Here is an 18,747-nt window from a genome sequence, read left to right on the forward strand (position 1 = left end):
CCGATGCGGAGCATCGGCAACCGACGACAACGCCGCAGATGCGCGTGCCAGACCCCGCGCCCGCGGGCTGATCCAAATGACAGGCCCTAGGGTTGACAGCGTGACTACCGGGTCGGCCCTGACGGGCCTTGCACGGAAAGCGGTCCCGGCCTCGACGTGAGCCCGAGGCGGGGGCGCGCCCCGCCCTTCCCTCTCCGCGTACATCGCTGTTCCCCGCCCCCGCGCTTCCGTTGCGGGCGGCACCCGACGATCACACAGGAGAAGGATTCAGCCATGTCCGAGGCACAGCACCCGTCCGCGCCCGAACTCCCCACCACCGTGGCCCACTTGAACCACACCGCCGTCTACGCGCGGGACCGGCGGCGGTCCGCCGAGTTCCTCGCCTCGATCCTGGGTCTGGAGGTGGGCGCCCCGTTCGGGCCCTTCCTGCCCGTCGACCTGGGCAACGGCGTGACCCTGGACTACTACGAGAAGCGCGACGAGCCGATCCAGTCGCAGCACTACGCGTTCCTGGTGCCCGAGGAGCAGTTCGACGCGATGATCGCGAGGCTGGAGGCGGCCGGGGTCACCTACTACGCGGACCCCTCGCACACCGAGCCCGGCCGGGTCAACGACCTCTTCGGCGGCCGGGGCGCCTACTTCGACGACCCGGACGGCCACAACATGGAGATCATCACCCGCCCCTACGCACGCCCCTGACCTGGGACTGGGCACGTCCCTGACGTGGGGCCCGTGCACGCCCCCGCCCGGTGACGGGGTGCTTCACAGGCGCCGGTACATGATGTGCAGCCCGACCAGCCCGTGCCGGGGGTGCTCGAATGCCTCGGGGACCGTGCCGATGATGTCGAAGCCGAGGGAGGTCCACAGCTTCACGGCCGGGTTGGTCTCCACCACGGCGTTGAACACCATGCCCCGGTAACCGGCCGCGGCGGCCTCGGCGAGCACATGCTCGGCGAGGGCGCGGCCGTATCCGCGGCCCGACCGGTCAGGGTCGACCATGAAGCCTGCGTTGGCGATGCGGGCGGCGGGGCCGCCGTAGTTGGGGGTGAGGTAGGCGGAGGCGACGACCGCCCCGTCGTCCTCGACGACGTAGACCCGTTTCGGGGGGCTCGTCTACAGGGCCCGGGCGGCCTCCTCGGAGGTGCCCGGGTCCCAGGTGTAGGTCTCGCCGGCGGCGACGATGCGGTGCCAGAACGGCCAGATGCGCGGCCAGTCGTCGGGGGTGGCTTCCCTGATCAGCATGGTCGTGAGTCTTGCACGCGCGGGCGCGCCGGGAGATCGCGAAGGGGTGAGGGGTCAGTCGACGCTGGGGAGGATGTGGGGCTCGGCGAGGTCGTCCTCGTAGCCCGCGAGCCGGATGGGGGCCGAGCGGGCCCACACGTCCAGGCTGCCGATCTCCCCGGGCCTGCGGCCGGCACGCTCGGGGCGTTCCTTGGGGCGCTGCTCGCGATTCTTCTTCTCCGGTGTCACCGCGCACTCCTTATGTGTCGGTCACCCTCGGGACGTGTCGCGCCGGTTCTGCTGCGCCACCGTCCGCCGGGGCTGTATGTCGATAGCCGTTCGGACGCGGTGGCGCCGGTAACTCGAAGGAGAGCAGGCCGTTGTGAACCGGCTGTCCCATGACGGACCGTGGGTGTGGGTCGAACCCTGTGTGCTGTCCGTCGGCGTTCAGATTAACCAAATGAGCGGCCCCCCGCTCGATGGGGCTGCAAACCCTGGGTAACAATCATGCTTCGGATTACGTTCGACCCACCAGAATATCCGCATATGTCCTGATGAACGCACCTCCACCCCATCACTCGATCGGAGGACAGGGGTGTCGGCGCGTGCGAGAGGGCGGCCTGGCCCGCAGCGTCGACGCCGGCCTCAGCCGGAGAGCGGCATCAGCCGGAGAGCGGCATCAGCTGGAGAACGGCATCAGCTGGAGAACTGCGTCACCACTTGCCCGGCTTGTAGTCCTTGAGGAAGACGCCGTACAGGTCCTCGCCCGCCTCGCCGCGCACGATCGGGTCGTAGACGCGGGCGGCGCCGTCGACCAGGTCGAGCGGGGCGTGGAAGCCGGCCTCGGCCAGGCGCAGCTTGTCGTAGTGGGGCCGCTCGTCGGTGATCCAGCCGGTGTCGACCGAGGTCATCAGGATGCGGTCGGTCTCGAACATCTCCTGGGCGCTGGTCCGCGTCACCATGTTCATGGCGGCCTTGGCCGCGTTGGTGTTCGGATGGCCGGCGCCCTTGTAGCCGCGGGAGAACACGCCCTCCATCGCCGAGACGTTGACGACGTAGGCGCGGTTGGACGGGGCCTTGCCCGCGGCCTCGGCCAGCGCCGGGCGCAGCTTGCTGATCAGGATGAACGGTGCCGTGTAGTTGCACAGCTGGGTCTCCAGCAGCTCCACCGGGGAGATCTGGTCGATGGTCTGCACCCAGGTGTTGGTGTCCACCACGTCGGGTACCAGTCCGCCCGCGTCGATGGCGGTGCCGTCCTGGTGCTTCACCAGGCTGGCGTTGCCCGCGACCAGGGCGAGGTCGGCCACCTGCTGGGCGTCCAGCCCGCTCACTCCGGCGGGCAGGGCGGCCAGCCCGTCCACCGCACCGGAGTTGAAGGCGCCGATCACGTGGTGGGCGGGCAGCTCACCGGCGGGCAGCGGCGCGTTCTCGCCCTCGACGAGCGCGGCGTAGGCGGAGGGCAGCCGGCGCACGGTCTGGGTGGCGTTGTTGATCAGGATGTCCAGCGGGCCCTGCTCGGCGACCCGTTCGGCCAGGGCCACGGCCTGCGCCGGGTCGCGCAGGTCGATGCCGACGACCTCCAGGCGGTGGATCCACTCCGCGGAGTCGTCCATGGCCTTGAAGCGGCGGATGGCGTCCTTGGGGAAGCGGGTGGTGATCGTGGTGTGGGCGCCGTCGCGCAGCAGGCGCAGCGCGATGTACATGCCGATCTTGGCCCGGCCGCCGGTGAGCAGCGCGCGCCGTCCCGCGAGGTCGGTGCGGGCCTCCCGGCGGGCCCGGTTCTCGGCGGCGCAGGCCGGGCAGAGCTGGTGGTAGAAGTAGTCGACCTCGACGTAGCGGGTCTTGCAGACGTAGCAGGAGCGGGGGCGCTGGAGTATGCCCGCGATCCTGCCGGGCTCGACGCGGGAGGACGGCAGCAGGCCCTCGGTCTCGTCGTCGATGCGCTGGGCGGAGCCGGTGGCGGTGGCCTCGGTGACGGCCCGGTCGTGAGCGGTCTTGGCGGCCCGGCGCTCCTGGCGGCGGCGCTGCTTGACCGTGCGGTAGATGTGCGAGGTGGCCCGGCGGACCTTGATCGCGTCCGGGTGGTCGATCTCGAGCTTGTCCAGCTCCTCCAGGACGCTGAGGCAGACGGCGAGCCGCTCCGGGTCGATGCCGGGCCCGTACTCCACGTCGTCCGTGGACCCGGAGCCGTCCTGTGTCACCGTCATCGCCGCTGCCGTCCCGCTCTGCCCTGGCGGCGCTCCGTTCGCGCCCGCTTTCGAACGGGGAAGTGTACGGAGCGCCGGGCCGCAGCACCAAACCCGGACGGTCAGGGCGCGCAGGCGGCGATCAGCGTCTCCACCTCCTCGGACACCGCCCGGGCCAGCCGGTCCAGGTCGGGCACGGCGGCGCCGTCGGCGACCAGTCCGTAGTGGACCCGGCCCCGGTAGGTGGAGATCGCCACCGCGAGCGAATGGCCGGGGGCCAGCGGGGCGAGCGGGAAGACCGCGCCGAGCGGGTTGCCGCCGAGCCGCAGTCCGAAGCCGGGCAGCGGCACGCTGGTGACCAGCACGTCGAACCAGAGCCGGGCCGCCTGCCCCACGATCGGCCCGCCCAGCCGGTGGCCGAGCGGCGGCACGTGGTCGGCGAGCAGGGCGACCGCGCCGGCGCCGCGCTCGGGTCCCGCGTCCTTGTTGCGGTCCATGGCGGCGCGCACCAGCTTGAGGCGGGCGACCGGGTCGCGCTGGTCGACGGGGAGCCGTATCAGGTAGCCGGAGAGCCGGTTGCCCTGCGGATGGGCGGTGCGCGGGCGGCGCCGGGAGACGGGGATGAGGGCGCGCGGGGCCACTCCCTCGCTGCCGTCGCCGCGTTCGTCGAGCCAGCTGCGCAGGGCGCCGGCGACGACCGCGATCAGCACGTCGTTGACGGTCCCGCCGACGCTCTTGCGGATGCGGTGCACGTCGTCGAGGTCGGCGACCACGCCCGCGGTGCGGCGGGTGCCGCTGGGTTCGCAGGCCAGCGCGGGCGAGGTGCGCACATCGAGGGTGGAGCGGGCGACGGAGGCACCGATGTCCAGGGCCCGGCCCACCTCGGACAGGGCGCCGCGGACCAGTTCGGGCACCTTGCGCACGTCCGGCAGCAGCCCGGCCGGCTCCTCGGCGGGGCGGGGCCGGGCGGCGGGCAGGTCCATGGGGTCCATCAGCGCGGCGGCGAGGGTGAGCGCGCGCAGCCCGTCGGCGAGGGCGTGGTGGAACTTGAACAGCACGGCGAAGGACACCCCGTCCTCCCCCGGCAGGACGTGCGCCTCCCAGGGCGGCCGGGTGCGGTCCAGCGGGCGCTCCATCAGCCGGCCGGCCGCGGCGTGGAAGTCGGCGGCCGGGGCGTGCAGCCGGATGTGGTTGAGGGGGTCGAAGTCCGGGTCGGTCTCGCGGGCGGCGCCGCCGAAGGCGAGCGGGCGGCGCAGCGCGGAAGCCAGCGGCCGGCGCAGCGCCCCGGCGAGGGGCCGGCCCAGCGCGGAGGTGAGCGGTTCGCCGAGGGCGTTCCAGGAGCGCCGCAGGGCGGGCAGCGACTCCCGCAGCGGCAGCGGCTGCCACACATCGCGGATGCGCATGCGCAGTCCGGGGACGGCGGCGGCGCGGGAGGCGAGCAGATCGGCGGCGTGGGCGCCCGCGGCCGGAGAGTGGGCGGAGAAGACGCCGAGGGCGGCCAGATGCATCGGATGGTCGGCGGACTCGATGTTCCAGAACGCCAGGTCGAGTGGAGCCAGCAGATCTGCGTTCACATTGCCTCGCATCGACGTCGGGTTGGATCAGCAGTCAATCGCCCCCGGCCGATTACGGTCAAGTACGATCTCGCTACGCATAGTTAACAGCACATTACGTCTTCGCCCCTTCCGCCGGCGAGGCGGAAGGGGCGGGACGTGTGGGCCGGATGTGGTCAGTGGGGCACAGCCGGGCATCGCTAGGTGGGCCTGTCTTTCGGACCTTGCCGCGGGTCGCGGGGTCCGGCACGCACATCTGCGGCGTTGTCGTCGGTTGCCGATGCTCCGCATCGGCAACCCTCCTCCGCCTTGCAGCTGCACGCACCGGACCCCGCTCGGACCGGCTGAAAGGGCACCGCACCGGAAGCGACAAGATCCGAAAGACAGGCCCTGGGGGTGACCGACGCCACCCGGACGGGCGGCACCCGCCAGGGGGCCCGGCCGCTGAGGATGCGTCACTCGGCGGGGCAGCCCGCGGGCTGTGCCCGGGAGGCGTCCCGGGTCAGCGCCTCGTGGGCCGCCCTGACCCGGGGGACGTCCGGCTTCATCACCCGTCGGTCGTAGGTGAGCAGCCCGTTGAGCTCGCCCTCCACGTCCGAGATCTGGGTGTAGACGGCGCCGTTGCCGCCCTTGCAGACCAGGGCGCGTACCTCGTCGAGCTTGGCCAGGTAGTCGTCGGTGTAGGTCGCGGGGTCGACGTCGATGTACGACTGCTGCACCGACCAGGCGTGTCCGGGCACCGCGAGCCCGAGGCCGCCGTACTCGCCGCTGACCAGGGCGCGCCGGCCGTCCGGCCGCGGCGGCAGGGCCGGGCTCGGGTAGCCGTGCTCGTCCATGATGTCGCCGGCGTTGCCGTCGGCGCCGAGGTTGAGCCCCGACTGGTTGTTGACCAGGCGGGTGGGGTCCCAGGCCTTGGCCTGCTCGGCGATGCGGCCGACGTCGTACTGGCCCCAGCCCTCGTTGAAGGTGACCCACATGACGACGGACGGGCTGCTGATGTGCTCGTCGATCATCTGCTTCATCTCGCGTTCGAAACGGGCGCGCGAGTCGGCGTCCGGGTTCACCCCGGCGGTCATCGACGGCATGTCCTGCCACACCAGCAGGCCCAGCCTGTCCGCCCAGTAGAACCAGCGGTCGGGCTCGACCTTGATGTGCTTGCGCACGGAGTTGAAGCCGAGCTCCTTGTGCTTGCGCAGGTCGAAGGCGAGGGCCTCGTCGGTGGGCGCGGTGTGCAGACCGTCGGGCCAGAAGCCCTGGTCGAGGGTGGCCATGAGGAAGACGGGCTTGCCGTTGAGGACGGTGCGGGGCACGCCGTCGATCTTCTCCACGGCGATGGAGCGCATCCCGAAGTAGCTGCCGACGCGGTCGGAGCCGACGGTCACCTTCAGCCGGTACAGGAACGGGTCGTCGGGCGACCACAGGCGGGGGTTGCGGATGCGCAGGGTCAGCGGCTCACCGGTCCGGCCGGTCGCCGTGGCGACCTGGCGCTTGCCCGCATACGCGGTCGCCCGGATCGGCAGCCCGTCGCGGACGCCGCGCGCCTGAACGGAGAGCCGCTCCTTGTCCACGTCCGGGATGAGCGCCAGCGAGTCGACGTGGTCGCGGGCGACCGGCTCCATCCAGACGGTCTGCCAGATACCGGAGCTGGGCGTGTACCAGATGCCGCTCGGGTCGAGGCGCTGCTTGCCGACCGGCGGGTTCTCGCCGTTCGCCGAGTCGGTGGGGTCGTAGACGCCGACGACGAGCTCCTGGGTGCGGCCGGGCTTGAGCGCGTCGGTGATGTCGGCGCTGAACTTGTCGTAGCCGCCCTCGTGCTCGGCCACCTTGGTTCCGTTGACGTACACCTCGGCCCGCCAGTCGACCGCCTGGAAGTTCAGCCGCAGCCGCTTGCCGGACCCGATGTGCCAGTCGCGCGGGACGGTGAAGGTCCGCCGGTACCACATGCGGTCCTCGTGCCGCTGGATCCCGGAGAGCTGGGACTCCACCGGGAACGGGACCAGGATGCGCTCCTTGAGCGTCTTCCCGAAGGGCGGCTGCTCGCCCTCCCCGGCGGCGGCGAACTGCCAGCGGCCGTTGAGGTTGGCCCACTGGTCACGGGTGAGCTGGGGGCGCGGGTACTCGGGGTGGGCGTTGTCCGGGCCCACCTCGTCGGCCCACTTGGTGCGCAGCTCGTAGGTGGAGCGGTTGGGGCCGCTGCTGAGGAAGGCGCCGACCGGGTCGCCGTCGGCCGCCGTCAGGCCGCCCTTGCCGTCGTAGCGGATGTCGGCGGTGCCGCGGGCGGTGCCGGTCTTGTTGCCGACGACCGGCTCGCCGAGGGTGACGAGCAGGGCCCTGGGGTCGGCGGGGTCCGGCGCGGCGGACTTCAGCGGCCACTTGGCGCCGCCGATGACCGCGTTCAGATGGCCGGTGAAGCCGGCCGGGGGCGCGGCGAGCGGCTGCGGGAAGTCGAGCTTGAGGGTGCGGCCGGAGGCGAGGACGGTGGCGGCGAGGGCGCCGTCGTAGTCGAAGCCGTCCGGGAGGCGGAACGCCGACTGGGGCACCGGCTCCTTGCTGCCGCCGGGCTCGGTCCAGCGCAGATGGAAGTTGGAGCCGCCGTAGTGCTCGAAGTACTCGACCTTGATGTCGTAGGCGCGGCCGGCGGTCAGGCCGATCGGCTCGGCGGTCTGTTCGCGGTCCCAGTCGTCGACCCAGTGGTCGATGGCGAGCTTGCCGTCGATCCACAGGCGGAACCCGTTGTCGGCGATGACCGAGAAGGTGTGGGGGCCGGTCTTCTCCGGCACGATCTTGCCGGTCCAGCGGACGCTGACGTCGTCCGAGCGGCCGGTGGTGAAGTTCAGCCGGGGCTCGAGATTGTCGAAGTCGAGGTGGGGGTCGAAGGCGGTGGCCTTGAGCTCGTGGAAGTCGAAGGCGCCGGGCGCGGAGTGGGTGTAGTACTCGCCCTTCAGCCCGCGTATGTCCACCGGGTCCTCCTCCGCCGCGGTGGCGGCCGGTCCGGTGGCGGTGAGTCCCGCGACGCCGAGCGCGGCGGCCAGCAGGAGCGCGAATCGGTCTCTGAGTCGTCTGGTGCGCACGGATCCTCCGTGGGTGAGGAAGGTGACGGCTCTCGCTACTGATGTACGTGCGATGTTCTATTGTGTGTGAAGTAGTTGCCCGCACAACGTTGTCACGAACAGTACTTGGCATAACAGCACGGATTCCGCCATCCGTCCAGGGACATGACAAGGGCCCCGGTGGTCCCACGACCAACCGGGGCCCCTCTGGCGCTCCGGACTACTGCACCTGCTGGCCCTTGCCGAGGACGATCACGCCGCCCTTGGACACCGTGTACAGCTCGGCGTCCCGCTCGGGGTTGACGCCGATCGTCGCGCCGGGCGGCACCTCGACGTTCTTGTCCAGCACCGCGCCGCGCACCACCGCGCCGCGCCCGATGTGCACGTTGTCGTGCAGCACCGAGCCCTGCACCACCGCACCGGGATCGACCAAGACCCCCGGCGAGAGCACCGACCGGGTCACCTGGCCGCGGATCAGACAGCCCGCGCTGATGATGGACTCACTGGCGATACCGCCCGCGTTGAACCGGGCGGGCGAGAGCTGGCCGGAGTGGGTGTAGATGGGCCACTGGCGGTTGTAGAGGTTGAACGCGGGGCGCTCGGCGATCAGGTCCATGTGCGCCTCGTAGTACGCGTCCAGGGTGCCCACGTCCCGCCAGTAGCCCTGGTCGCGGCTGGTCTCGCCGGGCACGTGGTTGGTGCTGAAGTCGTACAGCGCGGCCTCACCGCGCTCGGTGAGCTGGGGCAGGATCGATCCGCCCATGTCGTGCACCGAGTTCTCGTCCTCGGCGTCCCGCTGCAGCGCCTCGATCAGGGCCTTGGTGGTGAAGATGTAGTTGCCCATGGAGGCGAACACGCGGTCGGGGTCGTCGGCCAGCCCCGGCGGGTCGGCCGGCTTCTCCAGGAAGCGCTGCACGGTCTGCCCGTCGGAGCCCGGGGTGATCACACCGAACGCGGAGGACTCCGTGCGCGGCACCCGGATCCCGGCGACCGTGACACCGGCGCCGCTCTCGATGTGCTGGGCGAGCATCTGGCGCGGGTCCATGCGGTAGACGTGGTCGGCGCCGAACACCGCCACGTACTCCGGCCGCTCGTCGTAGATCAGGTTCAGCGACTGCAGGATGGCGTCCGCGCTGCCCAGGTACCAGCGCGGGCCGAGCCGCTGCTGCGCGGGCACCGGGGTGACGTAGTTGCCGAGCAGACTGGACATCCGCCAGGTGGTGGTGATGTGCCGGTCCAGGGAGTGCGACTTGTACTGCGTGAGCACGCAGATGCGCAGGATGTCGCCGTTGACCAGGTTGGACAGCACGAAGTCGACCAGCCGGTAGGTGCCGCCGAATGTGACCGCCGGTTTGGCGCGGTCCGCGGTGAGTGGCATCAGACGCTTGCCCTCGCCGCCCGCGAGCACGATTCCCAGGACCGAAGGTCCACCACGACGCATGGCCGCTCCCCTCACGCCGAGATCTCCCATCCCTGCCCGTGGCAGGGACGGCTAAGCCTGTTTGCGGATCTCCTCGTACAGCCGGACGGTGCGGCGGGCCACCGCGTCCCAGCCGAACTCGGCGACCGCGCGTTCCCGGCCGGCCTCGCCCATCCGCCGGGCGGCCTCCGGGTCCCCGAGGACCGAGTCCAGCGCCCGCGCCAGACCGGCCTCGAAGTCGTCGTCCACGTCCACCAGTACCCCGGTCTCCCCGTCCGCCACGACTTCCGGGATCCCGCCGGTCCGGGAGGCCACCACCGGGGTGCCGCAGGCCATCGCCTCCAGATTGACGATGCCGAGCGGCTCGTAGACGGACGGGCAGACGAAGACGGCGGCGTGGGTGAGCAGCTGGATGACCTCGGGCCGCGGCAGCATCTGCGGGATCCAGTGCACGCCCTCGCGCACCCGGCTGAGGTCCTCGTACAGCTCGCGGAACTCCCGGTCGATCTCCGGGGTGTCCGGCGCTCCCGCGCACAGCACCACCTGGGCGGCCGGATCGATGCCGCGCACCGCCCGCAGCAGGTGCGGCACGCCCTTCTGCCGGGTGATGCGGCCGACGAACAGCACATAGGGGCGGGAGCGGTCCAGGCCGATCCGCTCCAGGGCCTCGGTGCCGGGGTCGGGGCGGTACAGGTCGGTGTCGATGCCGTTGTGCACGATGTGCACGCGGGCCGGGTCGAGGGCCGGGTAGCAGCCGAGGATGTCCCGGCGCATGGCCCCGGAGACTGCGATCACCGCGTCGGCGGTCTCCACGGCGGTGCGCTCGGCCCAGCCGGACAGGGCGTAGCCGCCGCCGAGCTGCTCGGCCTTCCAGGGGCGCAGCGGCTCCAGGGAGTGGGCGGTGAGCACGTGCGGGATGCCGTACAGCATCTTGGCGAGGTGGCCGCCCAGATTGGCGTACCAGGTGTGGGAGTGGACGAGGTCGGCGCGCTCCAGGGCGGCGGCCATGGCGAGGTCCACCGAGAAGGTGCGCAGCGCGTCGTTGGCGCCGTCGAGCGCGGACCAGGGGCGGTGGCGCAGCACGCCGTCGGCGCGGCCCTCGCCCCAGCAGTGCACCTCCAGGTCCACCAGCGGCCGCAGCTCGCGGGCGAGGAACTCCACATGGACTCCCGCGCCGCCGTACACGTCCGGGGGGTACTCCCGGGTCAGCAGTCCCACACGCACCCGCGAACCCCCTGTCTGAGCACACGTCCCATTCATGGTCACCCACAACGGCCGCCTGCGGAACCCCCGGAGGACGTCTCCCCGATCTTTCTGTGCGCCCCGGAATTCGTTCTGCGCGGGCCCGGAACTCTTTGTGCGCGGGCCCCGGAACTCTCTCTGCGCGGGGCCCGGAACGCCGGCCGGGGCGGCACCTCGCCGCGCGCCCGCGTCACCCGCGTCCGGGGACACCCCCTAGGGGCCCGTCCCCGGGGCGGGGGACGTTCCGGCACCCGTCCTGGGGATGACAGGGCCGCCGTCGTACTCCATCGGCAGTAGGACACATTGAGTGCTCAGGGACGACGACGGGAACAAGCCGGGACGGCAAGGTGTTGGTCATGGAAGCCGACCCTTCGCCGCGCCGGGCCGACGGCCCCCGCCATCCGCAGAGGAGCAGCCGATGAGCGCCCTCGCGTTGTCCGTGCTGCTGTCGTTCGTGTCCGCCGTGGCCTACGCCGGCGGCGCGATCGTGCAGGAGCGGGTCGCGGCGTCCTCACCGGGCGAGCAGTACGCACCGCTGCGCCGCCCGGCCTGGTGGGCGGCCGTCGCGCTCAACGGCCTCGGCGCCTTGCTGCACGTGGTGGCGCTCGCCTACGGGCCCCTGAGCATCGTCCAGCCGCTGGGCGCCCTCACCATCGTGTTCGCGCTGCCCATGGCGGCGCTGTTCGTCGGCCGCAGGGCCGGGGCGACCGCCTGGCGCGGCGCCGTCATGGCGACGGTGGGCCTGGCCGGTCTGCTGGCGCTGGTCGGCGCCCCCGCCACACAGTCGCTGGACACCGGTCAGCGGGTCGCGGTGGCCCTGACCACGGCCGGCGCCGTCGCCACCCTGGTCGTCGCCGCCCGGGCCGTGCACCGGCACCCGGCGGTGCGCAGCATCCTGCTGGCGGTGGCCTCCGGTGTCGCCTTCGGCATGGCCTCCGTCTTCACCAAGACCGTCGCGGTCGACTGGACCGACGGCGTCTCGGTGGGCGACCTGCCCTCGCTCGCGGTGATCGGCGTGCTGGCCACGGCCGGTCTGCTGCTGTCCCAGGCGTCCTACCGCAGCGGCGGACTCGCCGCCCCGCTCGCCACGCTGACGGTGGTGAACCCGGTGGTCGCCGCCGCGGTCGGCATCACGATGTTCGGCGAGACCTTCCGCTACGGCACCACGGGCACCGCGCTCGCGCTGAGCTTCGGTGTGGTGGCGGCCGGCGGTCTGATCCTGCTGACGGCGGAACGGCTGGCGCGCGAGCAGCAGCAGGCCGCGCCGGCCACGGCCCACGCCGTCCCGGCCGCTTCGGCGGCTTCGGCCGTCGCGGCCGTCCCGGCCGACGACCCCGCGCGAACGCTCCTGGCCGCGCTGGAGGTACCCGCGGACGTGGCGCTGCCGGTGCCGGTCCCGGCCGGGGTCCCGGCGGGGGCGGATACGGACTCCGAGGTCACGGTCCCCCAGGTGGCGTACGCGCCCTTCTACGGCGGCCCGTACGTCCCGGTGCCCAGCGCCGGCCGGCACCGCATGCGCGTCAAATCCTGACCCCGCCCGCCCTGAGGTAGGCGACCGGGTCGATGTCCGAACCGAAACCGGGCCCCGACCGCACTTCGAAGTGCAGATGCGGGCCCGAGCTGTTGCCCGTGGACCCCGAGCGGCCGATGCGCTGGCCGGCGCCGACCGGCTGGCCGTTGCGCACGGAGATCGCCGAGAGGTGGGCGTACTGGCTGTAGCGGCCGTCGTGGTGCCGGATCACCACCTGGTAGCCGAAGGAGCCCTCCCAGCCCGCGCTGACCACGGTGCCCGCGGCGACCGACTTCACCGACGTGCCGGTGGGCACGGGGAAGTCGACGCCGGTGTGATAGCCCTTCGACCAGGCGGAGCCCGCCTTGTGGTACGGCGTGCCGAGCGCGGCGCTGACGGGGGCGACGAGCGTGCCGCTCTTGGCGGCGGCGGTGCCGCGCCCGGCACGGTCGCCGGTGCGCTGAGCCGCGGCCTTCCGCCCGGTCTTCCCCTCGGCCTTCCGCTCAGCCTTCCCCTCGGCCTTCCGCTCAGCCTTCCCCTCGGCCTTCCGCTCAGCCTTCTTCTGAGGCTTCTCGCCCTGCTTCTGAGCCTTCCCGGTCCGCTCAGCCGGCTTCGGCCTCGGAGCCCTCTCCGACGGCTGCGCGGTGCCGGACGAGCCGTCGGGCAGGGCGAGGCGCTGGCCGGGGATGATCAGATCGGGGTCGGCACCGATGACCGAGCGGTTGGCCTCGTACAGACCGTGCCAGCCGCCCCGCACCCCTTCGTCCGCGGCGATCCCGGAGAGCGTGTCGCCGGTGACCACGGTGTACATCTCGGTGCGCCCGGCACGGGACTGCGGCGTCTTCTGCGGTTCGACGTCCTCGACCGAGGACCGGTCGGCGCGCTGCTTGCGTTCGCCGTGGCCGGTCTTGCCGTCACCGCCCTTGACGTCGATGTCCGGGGCCTCGCCGCCCCGGGTGAGTCCCGCCCGTACCGAGCAGACCGGCCAGGCTCCCGGACCCTGCCCCTCCAGGGCCTTCTCGGCAACGGCGATCTGCTGGTCCTTGGTGGCGAGGTCGGCGCGCGGCGCGTACCGCGTGCCGCCGAACGCCTCCCAGGTGGACCGGGTGAACTGCAGTCCGCCGTAGAACCCGTTGCCGGTGTTGATGTCCCAGTCGTTGCTGGACTCGCACGCCGCCACCTTCTCCCAGGTCTCCACGTCGGCGGCCTGGGCGGTGCCGCTCATGGTCAGCGGCAGCGCCATCCCGGCGCCGCCGGCGGTCACGGTGAGCGAGGCCCGGTTGATCCTGTTCGGCTGATACCGGCGGTGCCGACCGCGCACGGCCATGGTGCCCCCCATCGACAATGCGTCAGGAGGGGCAAAAGTAAGCGCTGCGAACAGGCCGCCACAAGACGCCTATCGGTCGCGCGGATGCGCCAAGTGGCCGGTCTTTTTCGCCCGTTGCGCCCCGAGTTGCGAGCCGGGTCTCGCACGCGCGGGCGGGTGCGACGTGCCGCGGGCGCACGGACGCACGGACGCACGCACCCGATGAGACGGACGCACGCACCCGATGAGTGCGAAGGGGGGTGCGGCCCGTATGTGCCTGCGCGGAGCCGTACGGCGGCGCCCGCGGGTCCGCCGGCCCGCGCGTGCGCCCGCCGGTACGGCACGTCAGGATGGTCGAGGCAGGACTGACGGGCACCACCGGCAGCACCGATACCGAGGGCACTAGGAGCCAACCCTATGAGCAGTTCAGCGCAGATCGGCGTCACGGGTCTCGCGGTCATGGGCCGCAACCTCGCGCGCAATTTCGCCCGCAACGGCTACACGGTCGCGGTGCACAACCGCACGGTGGCGCGGACGTATGCGCTGGTGGAGGAGTTCGGCCACGAAGGCAAGTTCATCGCCGCGGAGACGGCCAAGGAGTTCGTGGCGGCGCTGGAGCGGCCCCGGCGGCTGGTCGTCATGGTGAAGGCGGGTGAGCCCACGGACGCGGTGATCGAGGAGTTCGCCCCGCTGCTGGAGCCCGGCGACATGATCATCGACGGCGGCAACGCGCACTTCGCGGACACCCGGCGCCGCGAGCGCGAGCTGCGCGAGAAGGGCATCCACTTCGTCGGCACCGGCATCTCCGGCGGCGAGGAGGGCGCGCTCAACGGCCCGAGCATCATGCCGGGCGGCTCGAAGGAGTCGTACGAGTCGCTCGGCCCGATGCTGGAGAAGATCTCCGCGAAGGCCGCCGACGGATCGCCCTGCGTCACGCACGTCGGCCCGGACGGCGCCGGGCACTTCGTGAAGATGGTGCACAACGGCATCGAGTACGCCGACATGCAGCTGATCGGTGAGGCGTACCAGCTGCTGCACGACGTGGCCGGCTACTCCCCCGCGCAGATCGCGGACATCTTCCGGACCTGGAACACCGGCCGCCTGGACTCCTACCTCATCGAGATCACGGCCGAGGTGCTGTCGCACGTGGACGCGGCGACGGGCAAGCCGTTCGTGGACGTGGTGGTGGACCAGGCCGAGCAGAAGGGCACCGGCCGCTGGACCGTGCAGATCGCCCTCGACCTGGGTGTGCCGGTCTCCGGCATCGCGGAGGCGGTCTTCGCCCGCTCGCTCTCGGGTCACGCGGCGCTGCGCGAGGCGTCCCGCGGGCTGGCGGGCCCGAAGGCCAAGCCGATGAGCGAGTCGGAGGCGGCGGCCTTCGCCGACCGGGTCGAGCAGGCGCTCTACGCCTCGAAGATCGTCTCCTACACCCAGGGGTTCCACGAGATCGCCGCGGGCAGCGAGGAGTACGGCTGGGACATCGACCTCGGCGCGGTCGCCTCCATCTGGCGCGGCGGCTGCATCATCCGGGCGGCCTTCCTGGACCGGATCCGCGCCGCGTACGACGCCCGGCCCGACCTGCCGAGCCTGCTGTCCGACGAGACGTTCGGGCGGGAGATCGCCGAGGCGCAGGACGACTGGCGCGAGGTGCTGATCGCCGCGGTCCGCAACGGCGTGCCGACCCCCGGCTTCGCCGCCGCGCTCGCCTACTACGACGCCCTGCGCGCCGAGCGGCTGCCCGCGGCGCTCACCCAGGGCCAGCGGGACTACTTCGGGGCGCACACCTACCGGCGGACCGACCGCGAGGGGTCGTTCCACACGCTGTGGGGCGGTGACCGTTCGGAGGTGTCGGCGTAGCGGCGCCTGACGCGCGAAGGGGCGGTGGGTCCCGCGACTCCGGTCTTCCCGGGATTCCCCGGGGAACGGAGGTCCGGGATCCACCGCCCCTCGCGTTGTCCTGATGGGCGGCATCGCCCCGCCCGGCGGCCCCTGCGCTCAGGTCAGGGGCGGGCCCGGTTCCGGGTTCGGTACGGGCTCGGGTCCCGGAGGGATCGGGGACGGTGAGGGCTCGGGCGGCGGCCCCGGAGAGGGGGGCGGAGGCGTCGGCGGGGGCGGCGTGGGTGCCGGGCCCGGCTCGGGGCCGGGGGGCGGTTCCGGCGGTGGGACCGGATGGGGCTGGGGGTGCGAGGGCTCGGGGCCCGGCGTGGGTCCGGGAGGGACGGGGTCCGGGTACGGCTCTGTCATGACGGATGTCCTCCGGCCAGTCGCTCGACTACGGCTCTGGACTCATCCCCCGCCTACCCGACGCCGGATTCCTCAGTCACCCCGTCGCGGGACATTACGGGCCCAGGTGGCGCTGCACCCCGGCCCCGGTGCCGGTCACCGGCTGTGCGATCCGGTCTGCCGGATCACGCTCGCGTCCGCCGGGTCGGTCCGCGGGGCCGGGCTCGCGTCCGCCGGTCAGGCGGTCACGGCCTGCGGGCTGCGCAGCTGGTCCGAACCGGGCACCGGCTCGGCGGCGTCGGCTCCGAGAGCCACGATCCGGTTGTCCGCGTCCACATGCACCACCCGGGGCTTCATCTCCCGGGCCTCGGCGTCGCTGACCTGGGCGTAGCTGATGATGATGACCAGGTCGCCGGGGTGGACGAGATGGGCGGCGGCACCGTTGATGCCGATGACGCCGGAGCCGCGCTCGCCCTCGATGACGTACGTCTCCAGCCGGGCGCCGTTGGTGATGTCCACGATGTGGACGAGCTCGCCGGGCAGCAGGTCGGCGGCGTCGAGCAGATCGGCGTCGATCGTCACGGATCCCACGTAGTGCAGGTCGGCCTGGGTGACGGTGGCGCGGTGGATCTTGGACTTGAACATAGTACGCAACATTGGGGCACTCCCACAAGTAGGCTCCCTGCCTGCGTTTTTGCAGGTCAAGGGCTATTTCCACACCCTACAACGAGTCGCACGTTCGGGCAGCTTTCCCCAGGTTTTTCAGGACTCATGCTGACCACTTGCTGACTTTCCTGACGCACCGTCAGGCGACTGGAGAAGGGTTCCGCCCGCTCTCCCGTCCCCCACCGCGGCGACGACACAAGCCTACGCAGCACCCTCTCAGGGGCATCCGTGATGACCGTCACTCGGGCGGTCTGGAGGGTAGGCAGAGGTGGCGGCGCTCATGGCGGAGCGGCCCACGCACCGCCGTGGTGCAACTGGCCCGAGCGCCTCCATACCGCCCCGCAGATGCAGGCAGCCAAGGTTCACCAAAGATCCCGAGTACTGAACGGGCGCGGCAACATAGCAGCGAATCGCCGGTTACCCAAACCGGCGATTCTCGTGACCATGGAATAGCTCGTCCGGTGGCGCTTGTCGGTGGCACAGGCCGGGTGCAACGAACGTTCGAGATTCAGCCAGAGCAATAGCGCGAGCCGACGCCGCGATCAGGCTCAGGCCAGCCTTTAGGGAGCCATCTTGCCGGCGCAACCGCAGTCGCACCCCGACGAGTCGCGCACCGATTTCGACTCGCCACGCCGGCGCCGTAGCGTCGAGCCGGTCCTCATGGACACTGCCGAGGTCGCCGCGATGCTCAACATGTCGACAAGCTGGGTCTACAGGGAGGCATCGAAGCTGGGCTTGAGGGGCTACAAGCTCGGCCGAGGGAGAAACGCGAAGGTCCTCTACAAGAGGTCCGACATCTTCAAGTGGTTGGAGCAGCAGAAGATCCATTAGAAGGATGCGCATCCATGCACGCGACACCACTCGGCTGCGCTGCACCGCGCTGGCCTGCGGGCTGGTGTCTGCGTTTCCGCTGCCGCATCGGCCGCAGTCCCCATTGCCCTAGGGAGTGAGACCTAGGTCACCTCGTGACTCCGATGGTGCCCCCAGGGGGCACCGGCAAGGGCCCGTTCTCGATTTCCTGATCTACGTGACTAAGGCGGGCACCCTGGGGTCCACGAGGGTGCTCGCCTTGACGCCACGGGTGGCGAAACCGTGCGGCGAGCGGCGCCGGAGGCGCCGGGACCCGAGAACGTCCACGACTTCACCGAGTCCCTGATGCCAAGCGGCCCGCCAGCATGCGCGTCACGCCCCCAACGCCACTGAGCGGTCAACCTCGCCCAGCCGCCGCAGGAAGCTCGGCCATCACTAGCGCCGGACGTCTACATCCAGGCCGCGATTCGCAACATCCGCTCCGGCGCCAGCAGGTCGACATCTAGCACGGGGGACTCGGCCTCCAGACGGACCCTGGAGCCGCCCAGCCGATACCGCTGGCAGCCACACCGACACTTGGCCTCGACGCCACGGCCCCCGTTACTGAGCTTTGCGGCGTGATGTCGTTGGGGGCTGACGATGTGTGATCGTCGCGGTATGCCGGTTGTGTGAGATATCCGCAGGGTGGTGGGCTGACGCCTGAACGGCAGGCGTTTCGCGAGCGGATCCGGCTGGAGGCCGCGGAGCGATTCGCTGCGGGCGCCTCCAACGCCGAGGTCGCCAAGGACTTACGGGTGAGTGTGCGCTCGGTGCAGCGCTGGCGCCGAGCCTGGCACGACGTCGGCGCTGAGGGGCTGAGCTCTGCCGGGCCGGTGTCACGGCCCAAGCTCAGTGAGGCCCTGTTCTGCGTGCTCGAGCAGGAGCTGGCCACGGGGCCACTCGCGCACGGCTGGCCGGACCAGACGTGGACGCTGGCGCGGATCAAGACACCCACGACTGGATCACCTGCTACTTCCTGCCGGCCTACGCACCCGACCTCAACCCCGTCGAGGGCATCTGGTCCCTGCTGCGACGCGGCAGCCAGGTCAACACCGCCTTCACCGACCCCGACCACCTCATCAGCACGCTCCGACACGGTCTCCGCCAGATCCAGTACCGCAGCAACCTCATCGACGGATGCCTCGCCGAAACCGGACTCACCTTCACGACATCACGGCGACAAAGTCAGTAGCGGCACCGAGTCGACAAAGTCGCGTGCCCCGCCACTGCCAGCCAGAGATGATGCGGAAGAGATGATCAGGCTGCGTAAAGGAGGGGCGTCGTGCAGCAGTTGGAGCTGATTGTCGTGCAGCTCGAAGAAGCCAAGGGCATGATCGAGAAAGGGCGCATGGCCCACCTGCGACTGGCGTTCATACTCCTCGACAGCGTGACGGAACTAATCCTTCACCGAACGGTGCAATCCGAACTCTGGGACCAAGAGGTGCTAGGGTCCGTCTTCAAACGGATCTTGCCCAGAGTAGGAATGACGCGAGCGAGACCGCTGCTTCGTAGGAGGTGGCG

13 protein-coding genes and 2 pseudogenes are annotated in these 18,747 nt (G+C 71.3%); 6 read left to right on the forward strand and 9 right to left on the reverse strand.

The window, feature by feature from the left end:
• Positions 1-273 precede the first annotated feature (273 nt).
• Entirely contained in the window at positions 274-699 is a 426-nt protein-coding gene (locus tag ABD198_RS27945; RefSeq protein WP_344007041.1) for a VOC family protein, read from the forward strand.
• Positions 700-762: 63 nt separating this feature from the next.
• On the opposite strand, the pseudogene ABD198_RS27950 reads toward ABD198_RS27945, so the two are convergent.
• The 7 genes and pseudogenes from ABD198_RS27950 to glgA form a co-directional block, all read right to left on the reverse strand.
• Positions 763-1,242, reverse strand: a pseudogene (locus ABD198_RS27950) (GNAT family N-acetyltransferase).
• 54 nt (positions 1,243-1,296) lie between these two features.
• On the reverse strand, positions 1,297-1,470 hold the full coding sequence (locus tag ABD198_RS27955; protein ID WP_167990066.1) for a hypothetical protein: 174 nt from the start codon (positions 1,468-1,470) through the stop codon (positions 1,297-1,299).
• 464 nt (positions 1,471-1,934) lie between these two features.
• On the reverse strand, positions 1,935-3,428 hold the full coding sequence (locus ABD198_RS27960; RefSeq protein WP_344007045.1) for an SDR family NAD(P)-dependent oxidoreductase: 1,494 nt from the start codon (positions 3,426-3,428) through the stop codon (positions 1,935-1,937).
• Between the two features lie 101 nt (positions 3,429-3,529).
• Positions 3,530-4,981: a wax ester/triacylglycerol synthase family O-acyltransferase gene (locus ABD198_RS27965; protein ID WP_344007047.1), complete on the reverse strand. Its 1,452-nt coding sequence runs from the start codon at positions 4,979-4,981 to the stop codon at positions 3,530-3,532.
• A gap of 434 nt (positions 4,982-5,415) precedes the next feature.
• Positions 5,416-8,031, reverse strand: a complete 2,616-nt coding sequence (locus tag ABD198_RS27970) for a PA14 domain-containing protein (RefSeq protein ID WP_344007049.1) — start codon at positions 8,029-8,031, stop codon at positions 5,416-5,418.
• Between the two features lie 199 nt (positions 8,032-8,230).
• Positions 8,231-9,451 carry a glucose-1-phosphate adenylyltransferase gene (gene glgC, locus ABD198_RS27975; protein WP_344007051.1) on the reverse strand — a complete coding sequence of 407 codons (1,221 nt, stop codon included), beginning with the start codon at positions 9,449-9,451 and terminating at the stop codon, positions 8,231-8,233.
• A 51-nt stretch (positions 9,452-9,502) separates the two neighbouring features.
• On the reverse strand, positions 9,503-10,654 hold the full coding sequence (gene glgA / locus ABD198_RS27980; protein ID WP_344007053.1) for a glycogen synthase: 1,152 nt from the start codon (positions 10,652-10,654) through the stop codon (positions 9,503-9,505).
• 436 nt (positions 10,655-11,090) lie between these two features.
• Here glgA and ABD198_RS27985 point away from each other — a divergent pair, with 436 nt between their 5' ends.
• A complete protein-coding gene (locus ABD198_RS27985) occupies positions 11,091-12,203 on the forward strand; it encodes a DMT family transporter (protein WP_344007055.1) in 1,113 nt (370 codons plus the stop codon).
• On the opposite strand, the gene ABD198_RS27990 is transcribed toward ABD198_RS27985, so the two are convergent.
• Positions 12,193-13,509 (reverse strand): transglycosylase family protein, encoded by a 1,317-nt coding sequence (locus ABD198_RS27990; protein ID WP_344007057.1) that lies wholly within the window; start codon positions 13,507-13,509, stop codon positions 12,193-12,195. The two genes, ABD198_RS27985 and ABD198_RS27990, sit on opposite strands and share 11 nt — an antisense overlap.
• A gap of 396 nt (positions 13,510-13,905) precedes the next feature.
• Here ABD198_RS27990 and gndA point away from each other — a divergent pair, with 396 nt between their 5' ends.
• Positions 13,906-15,345: an NADP-dependent phosphogluconate dehydrogenase gene (gene gndA / locus ABD198_RS27995; RefSeq protein WP_344007059.1), complete on the forward strand. Its 1,440-nt coding sequence runs from the start codon at positions 13,906-13,908 to the stop codon at positions 15,343-15,345.
• A gap of 603 nt (positions 15,346-15,948) precedes the next feature.
• Here the strand turns inward: gndA and panD are convergent.
• Positions 15,949-16,368 (reverse strand): aspartate 1-decarboxylase, encoded by a 420-nt coding sequence (gene panD / locus ABD198_RS28000; protein WP_344007061.1) that lies wholly within the window; start codon positions 16,366-16,368, stop codon positions 15,949-15,951.
• A gap of 669 nt (positions 16,369-17,037) precedes the next feature.
• On the opposite strand from panD, the gene ABD198_RS28005 reads away from it, so the two are divergent.
• The 3 genes and pseudogenes from ABD198_RS28005 to ABD198_RS28020 all read left to right on the forward strand — a co-directional run.
• Positions 17,038-17,208: a helix-turn-helix domain-containing protein gene (locus tag ABD198_RS28005; RefSeq protein ID WP_285511820.1), complete on the forward strand. Its 171-nt coding sequence runs from the start codon at positions 17,038-17,040 to the stop codon at positions 17,206-17,208.
• Between the two features lie 647 nt (positions 17,209-17,855).
• A pseudogene (locus tag ABD198_RS30830) lies at positions 17,856-18,418 on the forward strand (helix-turn-helix domain-containing protein).
• Between the two features lie 90 nt (positions 18,419-18,508).
• Positions 18,509-18,747: hypothetical protein (locus tag ABD198_RS28020; protein WP_344007064.1), on the forward strand; the 239-nt coding region annotated here is incomplete at its 3' end.

The organism is Streptomyces thermocarboxydovorans, assembly GCF_039524635.1.
GTDB classification, from domain to species: domain Bacteria; phylum Actinomycetota; class Actinomycetes; order Streptomycetales; family Streptomycetaceae; genus Streptomyces; species Streptomyces thermocarboxydovorans.